We start from the raw sequence: 20,053 nt of genomic DNA on the forward strand, positions 1-20,053 counted from the left end.
TTTTTTAAAATTGATGCCTTGAGACGATTAAATCAATACGATGAAGCAGCTAACATAAATGCTAAAATCCTGCTAAACCAGCCATGGAACGACTGTATCCTAGTCTTCCATACTCCGCGTGAAATCAATCCTTCATCCATTTAGATCTTCCAGTTACTCTCACTTTATGCCAGGTCTAACATCGTCTCCCGCGGAGCTGGAAAAATGAAACTCAATGTACACGCGGTCACAAATGAAGGTTAACTGATCAATGGGTAACATGAATTCGATTGATATTTTCCCCTGGAATGAAAATTTCAATACAGGCGTACCCAAAATTGATCAACAGCATCGAAAATTAGTGCAATTGCTGAATGTGCTGGCCAGCCATATCGCATTTGAATCCGACCTTCCGGCTTTGAATATCATTTTCGATGAACTTGCCGACTATGCCCTTCATCACTTCCAAACGGAAGCCACCATTTGGCATCGGTATTTAGCGGACGATGAACTGGAAACACGGCACAAAGCGACGCATGACAGCTTTATAGACACAGTCTTAAAAATTAAAGCCAAGCAGAGTAGCCAACCGGCCAATGCGGTACTTGAACAGGTGCTGGCATTCCTGACGCGCTGGTTGGCGGCTCATATCCTGGAAAGCGACCGGCATATGGCCATGATAGTGCTAGGCATGCAATCGGGCATGACCTTGGAGTCGGCCAAAAAACTCGCGGCCGAGAAAATGAGCGGGACTACGCCAGTATTGATCGACCTGATTCTGTCCATTTACGAAAACCTGTCCAGCAATGCCTTGCAACTGATGCGCGAACTGTCCCAGCGCAAACGCGATGAAGAATCCTTGTTAAAACTATCCCTGGCGGTGGAACAGAGTCCCAGCTCGATAGTGATTACCAACCGGGATGCCACCATCGAGTTTGTCAACGAGGCATTCTTAAACGCAACCGGCTATGATCGCGGCGAAGCCATCGGACAAAACCCACGGCTCTTGCAATCCGGTAAAACGCCCCAGGAAACCTTCGAACGGATGTGGGCTGCCTTGACTCAAGGCAGGGTATGGGAAGGCGAATTCATCAACAGGCGCAAGGATGGCAGTGAATATGTCGAACTCGCTCAAATTTCGCCCATACACCAGGCCGACGGTAGCGTCAGCCATTATCTGGCTATCAAGGAAGATATCACCGAACGCAAGCGACTCGAGCGCGATCTGGTCGATCAATTGGCATTCACCCAAGCCGTAATCAATGCCGAAGTCAATGGTATTGCGGTATTCCATCAGATAGACGAAGAACCCCATGTCCGCTTCACGGTCTGGAACCCCAGCATGCGGGCAATTACCGGCTTTAGCCTGGAAGAGATGAATCGGCTGGGCTGGTACCGGACGATCTATACCGATCCCGCCATTCAACAGCAAGCCAGACTGTGTATGCGGCGCTTGCAACAAGGCGATCCTATTCAGGATCAGGAATGGGCCATCACCCGGAAACATGGGGAACGGCGTATCGTCCAAATCCACGCAACCGGCTGCGCCGATGATGCCCAAGGCGCGCATATACTGGTAGTCATGCATGACATCACGCAGCGTAAGCAGGCCGAGAAGGCGCTGCTAGAGTCTCATCAACAAATGGATTCCTTGTTGAACTCCATGGCCGAAGGCGTATATGGGGTCGATACCGAAGGTGTCTGCGGCTTTGTAAACCGTTCATTCCTGCAAATATTGGGCTACGAAAACACCGAGCAGATCATCGGCAAACCGATCCATGACCTGATTCATCATTCTCACCCGGACGGCAGCCATTTTCCCGCCGAGCAATGCAAGATACATGACACCTGTCTTCACCATCAAGAAATTCACTTAACGGACGAGGTTTTTTGGCGTTCGGATGGCGTGGGAATACCGGTCGAATACCGGGCACAGCCTATTGTTACCAACGGTGTGATGACCGGTGCAATCGCCACTTTTGTCGATATCAGCGATCGAAAAAAGGCCGAGGAGGCCGCTCAATCAGCCGCGCAATACGCCCGAAGCTTAATCGAAGCCAGTTTGGATCCCTTGGTAACGATTAGCGCGGCGGGCAAGATTACCGACGTCAATACCGCTACCGAGTGGGTAACCGGCGTGGGCCGAGAAAAACTGATCGGCAGCGACTTTGCCGATTATTTCACCGATCCCGCCGATGCACGCGCCGGTTATCAGCTGGTATTCTCGCAAGGTTTCGTGACCGATTTTCCGCTCACCATTCGCCATGCCTCGGGCAAGATCACCGAGGTACTCTATAACGCCTCGGTTTATCGGGATGGCAATGGTACGGTGTTGGGGGTGCTCGCCACCGCCCGCAATATAACCGAGCGTAAGCGGATTGAAGCCAGGCTTAGCGATAGCGAATCCCACCTACGCACCATCATCGAGAACGAACCGGAATGTATCAAGATCGTTGATGCCCAGGGCCGACTGGTGCAAATGAATCCCGCCGGATTGGCAATGATAGAGGCGGACGGATTGGAACAGGTTCTCGCGCAACCGGTGCTGAATGTCATCGCGCCCGAATACCGCAAGGCTTTCGCCGACATGCATGCCAGAGTCATTGCCGGCCAATCCGCGCAATTGGAATATGAAGTGATAGGCTTAAAAGGCGGCCGTCGCTGGCTGGAAACCCACGCCGTACCGATGAAGGAAGCCGATGGCACGGTAGTGCATCTGGCCGTCACCCGCGACATCAGCGAACGAAAACGGGCCGAAGATCAACTGCGTATTGCCGCAACGGTTTTTGAATCGCAAGAAGGCATGATGGTGACGGATGCCAATAACGTCATCCTACGGGTCAATCAAGCCTTTACCGAAATTACCGGCTACCCCGCGGCGGAAGTGGTAGGCAAAAACCCGCATATCCTCCAGTCCGGTCGGCAAGATAAAAGCTTTTATGCCGCCATGTGGGAAAGTATCGCCACTAGCGGCACTTGGGAAGGTGAAATCTGGAACCGCCGCAAAAACGGCGAAGTCTATCCGGAATACCTGACGATCAAGGCGGTAACGGATCAATGCCGGCGCGTCACCCATTATGTCGGCACCTTATCGGACATTAGCCTCAGAAAATCGGCGGCCGAGGAAATTGAACGCTTGGCTTTTTACGATCCGCTCACCGGCCTGCCTAATCGGCGCCTGCTGCAGAATCGCTTGAAACCGGCGCTTGCCAACAGCCATCACACCGGACGTAACGGTGCCCTACTGTTCATCGATCTGGACAACTTTAAATCGCTGAACGACACGCTTGGGCATGATATGGGTGACCTGCTGCTGCAACAGGTTTCCGACCGCTTGAACACCTGCGTCAGGGAGAGCGACACCGTTGCCCGGCTGGGCGGCGACGAATTCGTGGTGATGCTGGAAAATTTGAGCGAGGATTTATTGACCGCCGCGCAACAAACCGAAGCCATTGGTGAAAAAATTATTGCCGCCATCAACCGGCCTTTCTCGCTGGCCACGCACGATTACATCAGTACACCCAGCATAGGCGCGACCCTGTTTAAAGGCCAACAAAGATCGGCCGACGATCTATTGAAACATGCCGATATTGCGATGTATCAAGCCAAAATTTCAGGCCGTAATGCCTTGCGTTTTTTCGACCCGAAGATGCAAGAGGCGGTAATTGCCAGAGTCTCCCTGGAAAATGAATTACGCAAGGCGCTCGATAATCGGCAATTTCAACTGTTTTATCAAATCCAAGTGGAAAACTCGGATCGGGTATTTGGCGCGGAGGCTTTGATTCGTTGGCTACATCCCGAACGAGGCTTGGTGTCTCCCGCCGACTTCATCCCGCTGGCGGAGGAAAACGGCATGATCCTTGGCATAGGCCTATGGCTGCTGGAAACAGCCTGCGCACGGCTCAAGGCCTGGCGGCAAGAGCCGGCTACCCGGGAACTGGTGCTATCGATAAACATCAGCCCCAAGCAATTTTTTCAGATCGATTTCGTCAACCAAGTACAAACAGCGCTTCAAAAGCACGCGGTCGATCCAAGCCGGCTCAAGCTGGAACTGACCGAAAATATTTTGATTGAAAATATCGATGAAACCATAGAAACCATGAATGCGTTGGGCGCCATCGGCGTGCAGTTTTCCTTGGACGACTTCGGAACCGGATATTCTTCCCTGCAATACCTGAAAAAATTACCGTTGAATCAACTGAAAATCGATCAATCATTCATCCGCGATATTGTCGAAGATAGCGGCGATCAAGCCATAGTCCGCACCATCATCGCCATGGCCGCCAGCCTCAACCTCGGCGTTATTGCCGAAGGGGTGGAAACGGAACAGCAGCGGCGGTTTCTATTCGACAATAACTGCAAACACTACCAAGGTTATCTATTCAGCAAGCCGCTACCGCTGGAGCAATTCGAGCAGTTGTTGACTCTTACCAAACCTCGAAATTAGCTTTTAAATGATTGGATTCGTCCGTTCCGCCCTATTTGCCACTAGGACTTTATCTATACGAGTCCCATCAATATCGACAACTTCGAAATACCAGCCCTCGTAGACGAAGTTATCCGCAACCCGTGGGATTTTTTCCATAAAAAATAAAATAAATCCCCCCACGGTATTGAAGGAATTGGCGCTTTCGCCTGGAAACTGGCCGCTCATACCGATGACCGATTTCAATCTGTTGATCGATAAACCGCCATCCACTAGCCACGAACCATCGTCGCGTTGCACCACATCGGGATCGAAATCGTCATCCGCCGTGGGCATGTCGCCAACGATAGCTTTCAGTACATCGCTTAGGGTCACCAGGCCTTCCAAATCGCCGTATTCATTCACGATCAGGGCGAAATCGCAGCGTTTTTCCCTGAAAAACTCTAAAAGATGCGGAAGTGTTAGGGAGTCCGGCACATACAGTGGCGTTCGCAGAACGTTAGTTATATCCGCTGTTCCGCCATTCATCAGGGTTTTCAATAGATCGCTGCGATTCAAAATGCCCTGCACATTATCCAGTCCGTCGCGGCAAATCACCGCTCTTGAATAAGGACATTCCGCGATAAGACTGTTCACCTCATGGTTTTCATCGGCCAAATCGATCACGAAAATATCTTTGCGAGTGGTCATGATGGCGCCGACGCGCTGTTCATCGAGTTTTAGAACGTTGGAGACCAAATGGCCTTCACTGGCATGAAACACCCCCGCTTCCGAACCCATATCCATCAGAATCTTGATTTCTTCGTTGGTGACCGTAGCCTGTGGCGGTTGGTGCGCTCTCATGATGCGCAGCAATAAATTGCTGGATGAAGACAGTAGCCAAACCAAGGGACTGGCAATCAGTGCCAAGGCATTCATCGGCCGAGCCACGAACAGCGCAATGCCCTCCGGGCTGAGTAACGCCAGGCGTTTCGGGACCAGTTCGCCGACCACAACCGAAAAATAGGTGATCAAAATAACGGTCGCCACCAAGGCCAGGCTTTCGGCATACGGCGCTAACAGCGGAAATTGATTGAATTGGGCTTTTAAGGGCTCGGTCAGCGCATCCTCGCCCAATGCGCCACTCAAGATACCCACCGAGGTAATACCGACTTGAACAGTCGACAAAAAATGCGAGGGATCATCGTGCAACTTCAAAGCGGCATCCGCTCCGGCGCGTTTTTCATCGGCCAACTTTTGCAGCCGGGCCTTGCCGGAGGAAACCAGCGACATTTCCGACATCGCAAAAATGCCGTTGATTAAAATCAATACCAAAATAAGCGCTATATCCATTTGGTTAACCGTATCGTTTCGCAAAAAATGCGGGTCGAGAATTAAAAATTAAAATGACCACTGTTTACTAACAGTCAAATAAGCCCTACCCTGAATCCATAAATCCAATCACAAGTTACGTTGAAAGCAAGGAGTTCAACAGCAATTCCACAATAAACACGCTAACAATCCGTTACCAAGTTGTTGAACTCAAGCAAACCTTATCATCATATCCAAGCAAGCTTTCATGAACGTTTCAAACGATCCAAACTGAGCGTGATCGATATTACTTGGCTTTATACAATGGTCGCCGATCACTCTCAACAAAGGGCTATCAGTCCCCGTTCGAATTCGAGCGGGAGTTTTATAAAAACGCTGTCTGAATAAGTGTCCGGTTTTGTTGAACCTTACAAATTGCAGGCGAAACAGAACGCACAGCAGTTTGAATCGCCCCCTCCGTCGTAATTTTTAGCTTAAGCTAGGCAAACGGCGTTAACATAAGCCGATTTATTCCACCGCCGATTCGCCATGCTTTCACACATCCTGCCCAAAGCCGAAATTTCGATCCGCGAAAACCTGAACTGGCTGTATATCCTCAGAAATTTGATGCTGTTCGGGGTGGTGGTCACCGTATTCCTGGCGGTACACGGCCTGGGAATCGAATTGCCGATGAACCAGTTATGGCTGGCCATTTTCGCCATTTCGATGCTCAACCTTTATACCTGGCTGCGATTGCGAACGCCGGAACCGGTCACCGAACATGAGATTTTTTCCCAAATCTGCATGGACGTTTTAGCGCTGGCCTATTTGTTATATCTGACCGGCGGTGCGTCCAACCCCATCATCTGGGTATTTTTATTGCCGTTAATCATCACGGCCATCATGCTGCCGCAATCCTACGCTTGGAACATGGTTATCATCACCTCCTGCGTCTACACCGTCCTGATCGCGTATAACGTACCCTTGCCGGCACTGGCCCCGCACGCCGAACATCACAGCATGAGCAATCTGACCCCGGAAATGAGTTTGCGCATGCAATTACTGGAAGACAGGCGTTATTTCAATCTGCATGTGTTCGGCATGTGGTTTGGTTTTGTCTTCAGCGCCGGACTGGTGGCGTTTTTTATCATCGCGCTGGCCAAAACCCTGAAAGATAGCGAACGCAGTCTGGCCGAGGCCAGGGAAAGCGCCCTGCGCGACGACCGCGTGGTATCGCTGGGCACCCTGGCGGCCAGCGCGGCGCATGACATGGGTACGCCGTTGGGGACTATCGCGATTCTGGCCCATGAACTGGCGGAGGACTTCCCGGAACATCGTTTTCCGGAATTGAATCAAAAATTGGTGATCCTGCAGCAGCAACTCAATCGCTGTAAACAGGCCTTGTCGGTGATGTCGGCATCGGCCGGCGAAATGCGCGCGGAGTCCGGCAAAGTCATGCTGGTCTGCGATTATATCGATGACCTGCTGAAACAGTGGCGCACCCACAAAGCCTCGACCAAACTGAATCTATTCATTTCCGGCACGGTCGACATGCAAGCCGAAATTATTGCCGAGCGCACCCTGACCCACTCCTTGATCAATATCCTGAATAATGCCGCCGAAGCCACTATCGGCGATGCCGGCATAGAATTTCATGCCGATTGGACCAGTGCCGATCTGACACTCAAAATCCGCGATTTCGGCCCGGGACTACCAGCCGGACTAATCGATTTCGCCGGCCAACAGCCGGTTAAAAGCAATAAACAGGGAATGGGGGTTGGACTTTTCCTAACCTATACCACCATCAAACGCTTGGGGGGTACAATAAGCTTCAACAATCTTGAATCAGGCGGCGCCTGTGTCGAAATCAGTTTGCCATTATTAACTAAGGAGAGTGTGCATGACAGAAGTTTCCACGGATAAACCCAATTTGCTATTGGTCGATGATGATGTCACATTTTGCTCCGTTCTAAAGCCGGCCCTGGAAAAACGTAACTTCCAGGTCACCACCGCCAACGACGTTACCGAAGCCATGCAATTGGCCGAGCAAACCGAACCCGAATATGCGGTGATCGATTTACGAATTGGCTACGATTCCGGCCTGGAAATGGTCAAGAAGCTGATTTCACTGGATAGCAACACTCAAATCGTCATGTTGACCGGCTTCGCCAGCATTGCAACCGCGGTGGAAGCGATCAAGCTTGGAGCAATCCACTATCTGACCAAACCGGCCAGTCCTGATGAAATTGTCAGAGCCCTCTACAAAAACGAAGGCGATGCCACGGTTGCCATCAGCGACAATCCGCTTTCGGTCAAACGTCTGGAGTGGGAACATCTGCAAAAAGTGCTGATGCAGCATGACGGCAATATTTCCGCGGCAGCGCGCGCGCTGAACATGCATAGACGCACCCTACAAAGAAAACTGGAAAAGCGTCCGGTTAGAGAATGACGCTATCTTCGCAACAAACATCAGGTATTACTCCATGTGGAAATTATTAGATTGGTCGGTTTTGACCGCCTATTGCGCTCTGATTTTTTGGCTATCGGCTCAACAATCATTGCCGATGCCGATGGCTTTTGAATTTCAGGATAAAGTACAGCATGCCGGGGCTTACTTTGTGATGGCTGTGTTCAGCTGGCGCGCCCTAAGACATTCCGGTCCGACAGGCTCGTCACTGGCGCTAATGAGCTTTTTATTTTGCAGTATTTACGGTATATCCGATGAATGGCATCAGGCCTTTGTGCCCGGACGCAACAGCAGCGTTTGGGATTGGCTGGCCGATAGCGTGGGCGCGGCGATGGCGCTGACGTTTTTGTTGAAATTCAACCTAAAACATCGCTATCGGAATGCGTAAACCGATACCGTCATACCTGGAATAGGGCTGGATCGAGCGAGGCGAATCCAGCCCAAGCATATGACATATATGCCTAAATCCCCTGATCGAGTCAACGGATGCGTAACACTATTAAAAATTAAACCGGGTCGAAAATTGCACCCGCTGTAATTCGCCATCTTGCCCATTAACCAGCTCGCGGTTGGCATAGATGTACTCCAGTCCTATCGTGGTCTGCGAGATCGGACTCCACAATAAATTGGCGTGTAACGACTGGGTTTGCTGATTAGCGGCGCCAGCATAATTGGGTTGGTCGGCCCGAGCAAAGCCATAAGCCAGAGTCGAGCGCCAGGCTTTATTCCACCAATGCTGATAGGCCAGCATGCCGCCGTAGGCGGTGATGGTATCAAACCTGCCGGTGTTATCGGCGACGGCATCCGCAAAGAAATTATTGACCGCATACCGTCCCAGGCCATCACCGTAATTGAGCATGAAGCGGATATTATCGGCACCGATGGTACTGATCTTGCCGGCGACACTGACTGCCCCGCCCCATACCGTTTTTTCCTCATTCAGTGCCGTGGGCGTATATTGCAATTGCCGGCCCAAGGCCGCCACGGAGATATTGCCCCAGTTAGGATTAAAATTAACCCGCGCGATCAAGTCCGGATAGTGATTGGTATTGACCGTGGTCATGCTATTGGTGCGGCTATCCCATACCCTGGTCCGCGGCGATTCTACAGCCACCTGCCATTCCATCGGCAGCTTTCCGACCGAAAACGGCTGAGTCCAACGTATTAGCGGCTGGCGCAAGGATAATAATCCTCCCACCGTATTGTTGTTATCCAATGTATCCGCAAAAGCCAGATTGTTGACAAAAGTGCTCCAGGTTTGGCCGGCCAAAAAATTACCCAGCGAACCATAGGCATGCCGAAGCCTTGGTGTATAGGTGTCTAACCTCGGATCGCCGTAAAAATCCGTCTCCAGATAGGTATTAATGTCGCCCCATCGAGTCGGGGTAAAAGATTTAAACCAAAACCGGCTTTCCTTGGCGTGCAGACTGATCTGATCGTCGTTACCCTCCGCGATAGGTCCGACCGGAATTTCAGCCACCTCCAGGCGCTGGTTGCCGCGCGTATCCTGCCCCATTCCGGTACTGCTGAACAAGGCATCGAGTTTGACAAAACCGCCGATACCGATGGAAGTATCGGTGCCGGGAATTTTAATACTGCCACTAACATCGCCGGCGGTGACCACGGGCTTGCCGCCTTGAGCAGGGCTGGCGCTTGCCGGCGGCTGACTCGCCGATGGAGCACCGGCTTGAGCCTGGGTTTGAGCAGCTGGCGAAGCCGTGGCGGCTAGTTTGTCTTCATTGGATTTTTTCAGCTTTTGTTCCAAATCATCGATGCGTGCATTGGATTGCGAAACCTGCGTTTTCAATTCCTTGATTTCGCTGGTGAGCTGCATGATCAGCTCGCGCAGATCGTCTTCGGCATGACTATTGACCGGCAATGCCACTAACAAGGGAGACAGCAGCAGAAGCAATAATCTTGGCAACATCACTCAGTCCCCTTCAAAGTTTGCGAAACAAGGTATGGCAGGCCATGCAGGTCGACTTCATTTCGTGGAGCGTACTAGAAATACTATTGAAGGCACGATTTTCCGCCTGCGTCTGTAGGTTGTGCGCGTGTTGTCCAAGCTTCCGCGCCAAATTCTCAAAGGCACTTTGTTCATCCGGACTCAAACCTAGACCGGGCAATTTGTTAACCAGCGATTGGGCGGTAGTCGCCAGAATTTGCGAGGTTTCAATGATTTGCCGCGCATATTTTCGGCGTTCGATGTCCATTTCGTGTTCCGTCATGAAGCGTTCCATCATCAGGCTGTTCATCCTATCCATCAAATCGCGCAGCTCCCGATCTTGTACCGCATGCAAGGCCGGATCGCTAGCGGCAGCCGAATGCTCATCCTGTTGCGGCCCTGATGAACAAGCGCTTAACAAACCACAAGTTAGCATTAACGCAATGAGTTTTTTCATAAATAATATCGAGTAGTGGTTGGAACGGAGCGGATGATTCGAGGCGGACATGGCCGGATTAGCCCGTCCGCCGCATACAAACAGTTTAGTATTAACCCGAAAATTTGCCGGGTTTTGCTGATCTAGCGCACGAAATGGCCGGATAACCCCTCCGACTCAAAAACGGATCCAGCATCCGGCAAGATTACAAAGACTCGGTCCAGTCGGCGGGGCAACCGCACATCAGATGGCGATCGCCGTGGACATTGTCGATGCGTCCGACCGGCGGCCAGTATTTGTCGTCGTGCTGGTCGCTATCGGGGAAAAAGGCTTTTTGTTTGGAATACGGCAAGCGCCATTCCTCCAACAGCAAACGGTGGGTATGCGGAGCATGGTGCAGCACGTTATTATCGATGGCTGCCAGGCCTTCCTCGATCTCTTGAATTTCGCGCCGTATCGAGATCATCGCCTCGCAGAAGCGGTCGATTTCGGTTTTACTCTCGCTTTCGGTGGGTTCTATCATCAAGGTATCGGCCACCGGAAACGACACGGTCGGCGCGTGAAAGCCGTAATCGATCAAACGCTTGGCGATGTCCTCGACCGTCACATTGGCGCTTTTCTTGAAGGCGTGGCAATCGATGATACACTCGTGTGCTACCCAGCCATTGGCGTCCGTGTAAAGAATCGGATAATGCGGCGCCAAGCGGCGGGCGATGTAATTGGCGTTCATGATCGCCGCCAGCGTGGCCCGCCGTAGACCGGTTGCGCCCATCATCGCGATGTATGCCCAGGAAATGGTCAAAATACTGGCCGAGCCCCACGGTGCCGCCGACACGGTACCGACCGTGCCATATTGGCCCTTGGCCGGATTGACGCCCTCCACCAGCGGATGGTCCGGCAGAAACGGCGCCAGATGCGCACCGACGCCAATCGGCCCGACGCCGGGACCGCCGCCGCCGTGCGGAATGCAAAAAGTCTTATGCAAATTTAGATGCGCGACATCGGCGCCGATCCTGCCTGGCCTACAAAGTCCCACTAGGGCGTTGAAATTGGCACCATCCATGTACACCTGTCCACCATGTTGATGGACAATGTCGCAAATCTGGCGGAAGGCTTGTTCATAAACGCCGTGAGTGGATGGATAAGTAATCATCAAGGCCGCCAGCGTGTCTTGATGTTGCAAAGCCTTGGCGCGCAAATCGTCGACGCTGATATTGCCTTGCTCGTCGCAGGCCACCACCACGACTTTCAGCCCGGCCAACGCCGCACTGGCCGGATTGGTACCATGCGCGGAGGCTGGGATCAGGCAAATATCGCGCTGATCCTGGCCGTTGACCTGATGGAATTTGCGTATCACCAGCAAGCCGGTGTATTCGCCTTGCGAGCCGGCGTTAGGTTGCAGGGAAAAGGCGTCGAAACCGGTCAAATCACACAGCATGTCTTCCAATTCGGCGAACAATTGCTGATAACCCTGGGCCTGATGCAGCGGCACAAAGGGATGCATCGCGTTGAATTCGTAAAAGGAAATCGCCTGCATCTCGGTGGCGGCGTTCAGTTTCATCGTACAGGAACCCAGCGGGATCATGGCTCGGTCCAGCGCTATGTCGCGCCGGGCCAACTTGCGCATGTAGCGCATCATTTCGGTTTCGGAATGGTAGCGGCTGAATACCGGATGTTGCAGAATGGCATCGTCGCGCAGTAAAGCATCCGGTATGCATTCGGTGACGATTTTATCCAGCGCATTGATGTCCGGCATTTCGTGGCCGGGCGAGGAAAACACCTGCCATAAGGCTCTGATGTCGTTGCGGGTAGTGGTTTCGTCCAGCGAAATTCCGATATGATCGGCATCGATAATCCGCAAATTGATGCCGGCCTCTTCCGCCCTAGCCGCTACCCGCCTGGCCCGATTCGGCATCCTGACCAGCAAGGTGTCAAAATAGCAGTGGCCGAGCACCTCATGGCCGTAATGACTAATGCCGGCCGCCAGAATCCGCGCATAGCGATGAACCCGCCCGGCGATCATGCGCAAGCCGTCGGCGCCGTGATATACCGCGTAAAAACCGGCGATCACCGCCAACAATACCTGCGAGGTGCAAATATTACTGGTAGCCTTGTCGCGGCGAATATGTTGTTCGCGGGTTTGCAGGGCCATCCGTAGCGCGGCCTGGCCGTGGCTATCTTTCGATACGCCGATCAACCTGCCCGGCATGGCCCGGACGAAAGCCTCGCGAGTAGCGAAAAACGCCGCATGCGGGCCGCCGTAGCCCATCGGCACGCCGAAACGCTGGGCGCTGCCTATCGCAATATCGGCGTCGAAAGCCGCCGGCGGTTTCAACAATACCAGACTCAACAGATCGGCGGCCACCGTCACCAGCGCCTGTTTACGATGGGCGCTAGCGACCGTAGCGGTCAAATCACGAATTTCGCCTTGAGAGCCCGGATATTGCAGAATCAAACCAAAAAAATCGTATTGCTCCAGCCCGGCATACGGATTAATTTCCAATACCCGATAGCCCAGCGAAGCCGCGCGGGTTTTCACCACCGCGATCGTCTGCGGATGGCAATCCTGATCTATCAACACGGTATTCGAGCTGCTTTTGGCCAGCCTACGCGACATGGTCATCGCTTCCGCGGCAGCGGTGGCTTCGTCCAACAACGAGGCATTGGCCAGTTCCATGCCGGTTAGATCGATGATCATTTGCTGGAAATTCAACAAGGCTTCCAGCCGGCCTTGGCTGACTTCGGCCTGATACGGGGTATAAGCGGTGTACCAGCCAGGATTTTCCAGCACATTGCGTTTGATTACCGCCGGCATGATGGTGTCGTAATAGCCCATGCCTATCATGGATACCAGTACCTTGTTGCGTTCGCGCATATTGCGCAGGTATTTGATCACCGCCCGTTCGCTGATGGTTTCGGTCAGTTTCAGCGGTTCGTGATTCAAGATATTGGCCGGGATGACTTTTTCGACTAAATCCTCCAGCTGGCTCAACCCCAACTCGGCCAACATGGCCTGAATTTGCCGCGGATCGGGACCGATATGGCGCGGAATAAAACTGCCGCGCATTTCCAATTGTTCAAGACGGGGACGATTCGAGGCCATGGCAATTACCTGCGGTAACGATGAGGGACGAAGGGTAAATGACTGACGCCGAGTGTAATCCGCTGGTCGCGAACGGTCGCGGATAACTCGGCGCCGATCCCGGCAAATTCGCGCTGGACCAAGGCCATGGCCACCGGCCGGTTCAAACTGGGGGAAAAACCGCCGCTGGTGACATAGCCGACCGGATTATTGTGGGCATCGCAGATAGTGCAGCCTTCCCTGACCGGAATTCTGCCGTTGACCAGCAATCCGACTCGAACGAGTCCTGGGCCTTGCCGTAATTGCGGTAAAATTTTATCGGCACCGGGAAAATCGGCATGGCCGGTTTTAAACAGCCATTGCAAGCCGGCTTCGCCGGGCGTGATGGATTCGTTCAGTTCATGGCCGTACAAACAAAGTCCGGCTTCCAGTCGTAAGGTATCGCGCGCGCCCAGACCAATCGGTTCCACGCCCTGCTCCGCCAATAACCAGCGCGCGACTTGCTCGACATCGGATTGCGCCACGGAAAGCTCGAATCCGTCTTCGCCGGTATAGCCGCTACGGCTCACACTACAGGCAACGCCATTCATGGTTGACGAGCAAGCCTGCATGAAGCGTAAACCGGGCGCATCGGCACAGAATTTTGCCATCACCGCCGCTGATCCCGGCCCCTGCAATGCAAGTAACGCCTGATCGGCAAGCTCTTCAAACCGGCATTCGGCCGATAGTTGCTGCCTAAGATAGGCAAAATCCTTATCCTTGCAACCGGCATTGGCGATGATGCCGACCCCGGCATCGAGGCGGGTAACGATAATATCGTCGATGACACCGCCTTCCGGATTGGTCAAAACCGTGTATTTTTGGGCGCCGACCGCCAGATCGAGAATGCCGCCGGGAGTCAGCCTTTCCAGTTCGGCCGCAGCCTTATCGCCCAAAATCCGGCACTGTCCCATGTGGGAAATATCGAAAAACCCGGCCTGGGCGCGGCAATGCAGATGCTCGTGAATGATGCCTTTTGGATAGTGTACCGGCATGGCGTAACCGGCGAAGGCGGTCATTTTGGCGCCGAGTTGGAGATGTAAATCATGCAAGGCTGTTTGTTTCAGTTCCGACACGGCTTATCTCCGGCAAAGTGGTTAGCGGTGAGTCATCAGAGAGTATCAAGCTGGCTTAGCAATGCATCGAATTCGTCGGCCGGCACCGGTCTTGAAAACAAATAACCTTGGCCGAAATCGCAGCCGGCATTGATCAACAAATCGAATTGTTCGGCGGTTTCTATCCCCTCCGCGACCACTTTAATCCCCAGTTTATGCGCCATCACGATAATCGCTTCGCATAATGCCATATCGCTGGATTCGGCGCTTAAATGGCGGACGAAGGCCTGATCGATTTTCAAGTAATCGATATCGAACTTTTTCAGATAAGCCAGCGACGAATACCCGGTACCGAAATCATCCAACGCGACTTGCATGCCGGCATTGCGGAACGTCAGCAGTTGCTCGTTGATCAGACTCCCGGCTTCCAGCAACAAGCCCTCGGTAATTTCGATGACGATACTCTGCCCCGGCAAATCGAACTGCCGCAATTGCCTGGGCCAATGTTCCCGGTCGTAACGTTCGTTGCGAAATTGTACCGGGGATTTGTTGATGCTGACTTGAAATTGCGGGTGATACTGTTGGCGCCAAAGTTTGACTTGTTGCGCGGCCGTATTGAATACCCACTCGCCGATATCGACGATCATGCCGGTTTCTTCCGCCAACGGAATGAATTCGGCCGGACTGATCATGCCCAAATCAGGGTGCCGCCAGCGCAGCAAGGCTTCGGCCTTGCAGATCTTGCCCGACGGAAATTCCACGATAGGCTGGTAATACACCATAAACTGCTGCTTTGCCAGCGCACCATGTAGTTCGTTCAGCAAACGCATCCGGTTTTGGGCGATCCGCTGCATTTCCGGGGTGAAAAAACTGTAACGATCACGCCCCTGCTTCTTGGCCTCGAACATGGCCTGATCGGCTTTTTTCAATAATTCCGCGCTTTTGTCGGCATCGTCCGGATAAAAAGCGATGCCGATACTGGCCGACAAATAAACGGTTTCGTCGCCGAGGTCAAAAGGTCGGGCCAAACTTTGCAGAATGGCTTGGGCTATCGCGTCGACACCAGGATGGTTTTCCAGGTCGCCGATGATCACGGTGAATTCATCGCCGCCCAGACGGGCCGGGCTAGGCTGACTGTCGCCAACAGCCTCCCGCAAACGCTTACCAGCCTCTCTGAGCAATATATCACCGCTAACATGCCCGAGGGCGTCGTTGACATCCTTAAACCTGTCCAGATCGATAAACAGCAAAGCCAAGCGCTGGTCCAGTTTTCGGGCCTGGTTCATTGCCTGCGCCAATTTATCCAGAAACTGGTTGCGGTTGGGCAGTTCGGTCAATGGATCAAGGTAGGATTGCCGCCAAATCAACTGCATGGTTTCGACCCGCTCGGTAATATCCTGTAACAGAATGACCTGCTGGCTGGCGAATGCATCGCCGAGAAAGGCGATATTGATCAATATCGTGTGTTTGCGGCCATCCTTGCCGCACACATCCAACTCCATCGGCGCCAGGGAGAGTTTGTTTTGTCCGACACGCTGCAAATGCCGGCGCCAATGAGATAGGCAAGCTTGGCGGTACTCCGGGTCGGGGAAGGCTTTTAACCACCAATCGGACCAGTTCGGCAAATCGGCCATGGTAAAGCCGAAGGTATTGATAAAGGCTGGGTTCAAAAAACTGATGCGCTGTTGGTCATCGTACAGTAGATAGGCTATCGGCGACTCGTTAATAATCGCTTGAAACTTGGCCTCGCTCGCCCGCAAGGCTCGATTAACCTGATAGAGCCGTTGATAGGGAAGCTCGACGCTGTTGATGAACACCGAGCGGTAAATCATTCCGTAGGCAATGACTTTATAGATGTGCCCGAGTAGGTTGTATATATCGGCGACATCGGCATACAGGGTAAAAAATACCTCGCTCATCGCCATCGTCGCCGAAGCGCCGAACAAACAGACCCCGTCGTAAACCTTGGGATCGCGTGTTTTCCGGAACAGGCGGACGGGCATCACGGCATAAGCCGTAAACAGCAGATATTCGGCGTTTTTCTTGAAAGGTGTCAGGCCCCGCCCTTCCAGGAAGGTTCGCGGAAGCCAGTTCTGATGCCATAACACAATCCAGTTGATTAGTCCCACCACGACCAGAACGCTGATCAACATCCACCAACGGCTTTGCCGTTTTGTTAACAATCGATCCGGCAAAAAGGCGACGCTGAACAGGGCCAGCGCGGCAAGAGCGCGGGCCGCCAACCAAAAATCGATGGCCTTTTCCGGCCCGCTGGCGGTAACCCAATCCGGCATGCCGGCGTAGGACAGGGTGTGCATAAAATCGAGTAGCGCCACACCCAGAAAACAACAGGCCAGCAACATCAAATTGCCGGAGCCTTCCTTTTGATAGACACTCCAGCCGACCGCAAACACCAGCGCCGAAATGACGATGGCGCCAACTTCCATCGCGGTGTGCAAGGGCAGGTAATTTAGCAAGCCTTGCCAGCCATGGAGCGACGGTGACAATGCGCTGCCTAGCTGTAACAAAAACAACAACAGCAGCAACTTGATAACCGAACTTAAGCCTATGCCGCCAGTCTGGTAACGGAACATGGCCAATCGCTTATGGGCAAGTCAGTGGCTCGGCGATAGCGGCTAGGCTATTGCCTTGATCATAGGCTTTAACGCCGCCCAGTAACCGTCTGATTCGGCTGAGCTGGCCAACATCCAGCCGCGAGGTACGGCAATGTTGTTGGCATAATGCGCCGCGAAACCCCAAATAATCCGGCCCAAGCGGCAGCAACCCCCCGATGTCGTCCTGTCTCAGCGATCCGGCCAAGCCGGCCAACAAGCCGAGGGATTTAGCCATCCGGACAAATTCCTCCAGTTGCTTTACGTTCATCAATTGCATTAAAGATCCTTTTTGTTTGTCCATGGTATCGAGCATTACGCCGCGAAAACCGGCTTGATCCAGCGCCTCGATAATCGTCAAGTCCGGCAGGGTATCGGCAAACAACACCGCGATCAAGGCATGCCTCCGCGCCGCCAATTCGGCTAACCCGGCGATGCAACCCGGCCAATCGCCGCCCGGAAAAAAGCCGATCTTGACGTAATCGACCCCGGTGGCCGCCATGGCCTCGGCGGCCTGAAACACCAAATCGGGCTGCATCGGTAAATCGCCTATCGTGGCGCTGATCACGCTGTCCGGATTAAGGCCGGCTACGATCTCGGACACTTGTTTTACCTCCAAGGCTCCCAAGGCACCTTGCGCAGGTTGTTTCAGATCGATCACATCCACCTTAAACGACTCGACCAACAAGGCTTCTTCCAGGCTATTGACGCTGGCTAACATTTTACTCATAACAATCTGATTCCCGGACGCCGTTGTTCGATAACCTCCATCAACCAAGCCCAGGCTTCAAGCTCCCTGTCGCCGGCGCACTTATTCAGGCCGATACCGAGATAATCCAGTTCGGATTGAATCTTGTCCCAGGGCAATCTATCCAGACGGCTGATTAAAATCGCCGCTTCCAGTACCGCGAACTGAGCGCGGTTAAAACCTTGAAACGGGCTATGATTAACCGTATGCACGGCCTTGCAAATCAATCTGGGCCTCAGCTCGTCGTCTTCCACACACTGCAGCTTCAGCTCGGTATGCGCCAAACTGGCGGCCAGATAAAAACCCTTGATCCGCTCGGCCGATTTTAAAGCCCAGTCGCGCCGTCCGGTCAGACAACCGGCGAATATTCGCACATCGTCACAACAATTGACGACAGCGGCACCGGTTTCCAGTAAATTGTTTAAGGTAGTGGAAGGCTTGAATGGCAAAATGCTAAAGTCCACGCCATCGACATGCACGCCCATCGGCGCAATATGGACGATGCCGGCCGCGCTGAGAGTGGTTACTATGGTTTCTTGTATCATTGTTAAAAAGGTCAATCCCTATTGTTCATCTTCTATCAATATCTACCAGAATAACATCACATGCACTCCGTAAACATCCACGATTTGGCTATTCTGTTGATCGAGCCGTCCATCACTCAACTGAAAGTCATCATGCAACACTTGCATAGCGAAGGCATCACCCATATCGAAGGTGTTGCCAGCGGCAGTGAAGCCTTGGCCTCCTTGCGCACCCATCGTCCGGATCTGATCATCAGCAGCCTGTATTTGCCGGATATGACGGCTGTCGAACTGCTGGAACAAATCAAACATGACGAGACCCTAAGCCAGATTCCCTTCATGCTGGTTTCCAGCGAATCCAGTTTCCGGATACTCGATGCGGTCCGCCAGGCCGGCGTGGTGGCTATTCTACCCAAACCCTATGCGCATAAGGACTTGAAAAACGCCTTGCGGGCGACCATAGAATTCATCGATCCGCAAGAAATCGATCTGGCTCATTACGATGTCGAGAATATCAGAGTGCTGGTGGTCGACGATAGCGTTTTGGCCCGAAAGCATATTTGCCGGGTATTGAACAACATGGGTATCGTCAAGATTACCCAGGCGGCCGACGGCAAGCAGGGCGCGGAGATTTTTGTCCAATCCCAGGACGAATTCGACCTGATCGTCACCGACTTGAATATGCCGGTAATGGACGGCCAAGCCTTGATCCAATACATCCGGCGGGATTTGGGCAACGCCATCATCCCGATTCTGATGGTCACCAGCGAAGACAATCAAACCCGACTCAGCAATGTCTACAAGGCCGGCGTGTCCGGCATTTGCGACAAACCGTTCGACCCGCAGACCGTGAAGGAAATGTTGTTTCGGGTGCTGGACGACGATTGATTTAGCCAAACGCCGTCATCGTTTTGGATTTTGCTTTTTGAATCTCTCCGCCCCAACCGAAAAATGTGCGGGCTAAAAGACTCACTCAAGCCGTAGCGGCGTGACTTTACCGGTGGAGAGGTAATGCCGGTAATCGGCCAACACCTGGGCATGATCGAAAGCCAGTTGTTCCGGCAAGTTATCAAAACTAAATAAGCCGCAGTTTTTGGCGTCGTCGGCGGCCAACGGCGTACCGTGGGCTTGTCCGACATAGACGGCCGTAACCGTGTGATTGCGTGGGTCGCGCTTGGGGTTGGAGTATAGCCCGAGCAAGGCGGTCAGCGTAACTTCCAGCCCGGTTTCTTCCTTGGCTTCGCGTACCGCCGCATGCTCCACGGTTTCACCGACATCGACAAAGCCGCCGGGCACTGCCCAGCCATAGGGCGGAAACGCGCGCTCGATCAACACAAACGGCCGTTGCGGATGGTCGATCAATTCGATCAAAATATCGGCGGCGAGTAGCGGTGTAACGGGTTTGGCCATGCTGTGTCTCGAGAAAATGACTAAAGCGGCTGATTTTAGA

14 protein-coding genes are annotated in these 20,053 nt (G+C 53.0%); 5 read left to right on the forward strand and 9 right to left on the reverse strand.

The annotated features are described in order from the left end of the window. Positions 1 to 259: 259 nt before the first annotated feature. Complete coding sequence (locus tag IVG45_RS06355) at positions 260 to 4,426, forward strand: bacteriohemerythrin (protein ID WP_196437025.1); 4,167 nt, start codon at positions 260 to 262, stop codon at positions 4,424 to 4,426. 3 nt (positions 4,427 to 4,429) lie between these two features. Here the strand turns inward: IVG45_RS06355 and IVG45_RS06360 are convergent, their stop codons facing one another. Continuing rightward, the gene (locus IVG45_RS06360) at positions 4,430 to 5,737 is read right to left on the reverse strand and encodes a hemolysin family protein (RefSeq protein WP_196437026.1); all 1,308 of its coding nucleotides are present in this window, start codon (positions 5,735 to 5,737) and stop codon (positions 4,430 to 4,432) included. Positions 5,738 to 6,244: 507 nt separating this feature from the next. Between IVG45_RS06360 and IVG45_RS06365 the strand changes: the two genes are divergently transcribed. From IVG45_RS06365 to IVG45_RS06375, 3 genes are read left to right on the forward strand one after another with little or no spacing between them, the layout of a single operon-like run. After that, a complete protein-coding gene (locus IVG45_RS06365) occupies positions 6,245 to 7,618 on the forward strand; it encodes an ATP-binding protein (RefSeq protein ID WP_196437027.1) in 1,374 nt (457 codons plus the stop codon). After that, complete coding sequence (locus IVG45_RS06370) at positions 7,596 to 8,144, forward strand: response regulator transcription factor (protein WP_196437028.1); 549 nt, start codon at positions 7,596 to 7,598, stop codon at positions 8,142 to 8,144. Before IVG45_RS06365 ends, IVG45_RS06370 begins: the two co-directional genes overlap by 23 nt. Positions 8,145 to 8,178: 34 nt before the next feature. Next, positions 8,179 to 8,550 (forward strand): VanZ family protein, encoded by a 372-nt coding sequence (locus IVG45_RS06375; RefSeq protein WP_196437029.1) that lies wholly within the window; start codon positions 8,179 to 8,181, stop codon positions 8,548 to 8,550. Positions 8,551 to 8,661: 111 nt separating this feature from the next. Here IVG45_RS06375 and IVG45_RS06380 read toward each other — a convergent pair whose 3' ends face one another. The 7 genes from IVG45_RS06380 to IVG45_RS06410 form a co-directional block, all read right to left on the reverse strand. After that, a complete protein-coding gene (locus IVG45_RS06380) occupies positions 8,662 to 10,089 on the reverse strand; it encodes a DcaP family trimeric outer membrane transporter (RefSeq protein ID WP_196437030.1) in 1,428 nt (475 codons plus the stop codon). 13 nt (positions 10,090 to 10,102) lie between these two features. Beyond that, positions 10,103 to 10,564 carry a cytochrome c gene (locus IVG45_RS06385; RefSeq protein WP_196437031.1) on the reverse strand — a complete coding sequence of 154 codons (462 nt, stop codon included), beginning with the start codon at positions 10,562 to 10,564 and terminating at the stop codon, positions 10,103 to 10,105. 184 nt (positions 10,565 to 10,748) lie between these two features. Further along, positions 10,749 to 13,646, reverse strand: a complete 2,898-nt coding sequence (gene gcvP, locus IVG45_RS06390) for an aminomethyl-transferring glycine dehydrogenase (protein ID WP_196437032.1) — start codon at positions 13,644 to 13,646, stop codon at positions 10,749 to 10,751. 5 nt (positions 13,647 to 13,651) lie between these two features. Next, the gene (gene gcvT / locus IVG45_RS06395; protein WP_196437033.1) at positions 13,652 to 14,740 is read right to left on the reverse strand and encodes a glycine cleavage system aminomethyltransferase GcvT; all 1,089 of its coding nucleotides are present in this window, start codon (positions 14,738 to 14,740) and stop codon (positions 13,652 to 13,654) included. A gap of 35 nt (positions 14,741 to 14,775) precedes the next feature. Further along, positions 14,776 to 17,313 carry a bifunctional diguanylate cyclase/phosphodiesterase gene (locus IVG45_RS06400; protein ID WP_230874776.1) on the reverse strand — a complete coding sequence of 846 codons (2,538 nt, stop codon included), beginning with the start codon at positions 17,311 to 17,313 and terminating at the stop codon, positions 14,776 to 14,778. 10 nt (positions 17,314 to 17,323) lie between these two features. After that, positions 17,324 to 18,061 carry a (5-formylfuran-3-yl)methyl phosphate synthase gene (locus IVG45_RS06405; RefSeq protein WP_196437034.1) on the reverse strand — a complete coding sequence of 246 codons (738 nt, stop codon included), beginning with the start codon at positions 18,059 to 18,061 and terminating at the stop codon, positions 17,324 to 17,326. Then, positions 18,058 to 18,624: a DUF447 domain-containing protein gene (locus IVG45_RS06410; protein ID WP_196437035.1), complete on the reverse strand. Its 567-nt coding sequence runs from the start codon at positions 18,622 to 18,624 to the stop codon at positions 18,058 to 18,060. The genes IVG45_RS06405 and IVG45_RS06410 overlap by 4 nt, the downstream gene beginning before the upstream one ends. 60 nt (positions 18,625 to 18,684) lie before the next feature. Here IVG45_RS06410 and IVG45_RS06415 point away from each other — a divergent pair, with 60 nt between their 5' ends. After that, a complete protein-coding gene (locus tag IVG45_RS06415; protein WP_196437036.1) occupies positions 18,685 to 19,491 on the forward strand; it encodes a response regulator in 807 nt (268 codons plus the stop codon). Positions 19,492 to 19,572: 81 nt separating this feature from the next. Here the strand turns inward: IVG45_RS06415 and IVG45_RS06420 are convergent, their stop codons facing one another. After that, a complete protein-coding gene (locus IVG45_RS06420) occupies positions 19,573 to 20,013 on the reverse strand; it encodes an NUDIX domain-containing protein (RefSeq protein WP_196437037.1) in 441 nt (146 codons plus the stop codon). Between the last annotated feature and the right edge of the window lie 40 nt (positions 20,014 to 20,053).

It is taken from the genome of Methylomonas sp. LL1, assembly GCF_015711015.1.
GTDB lineage: Bacteria > Pseudomonadota > Gammaproteobacteria > Methylococcales > Methylomonadaceae > Methylomonas.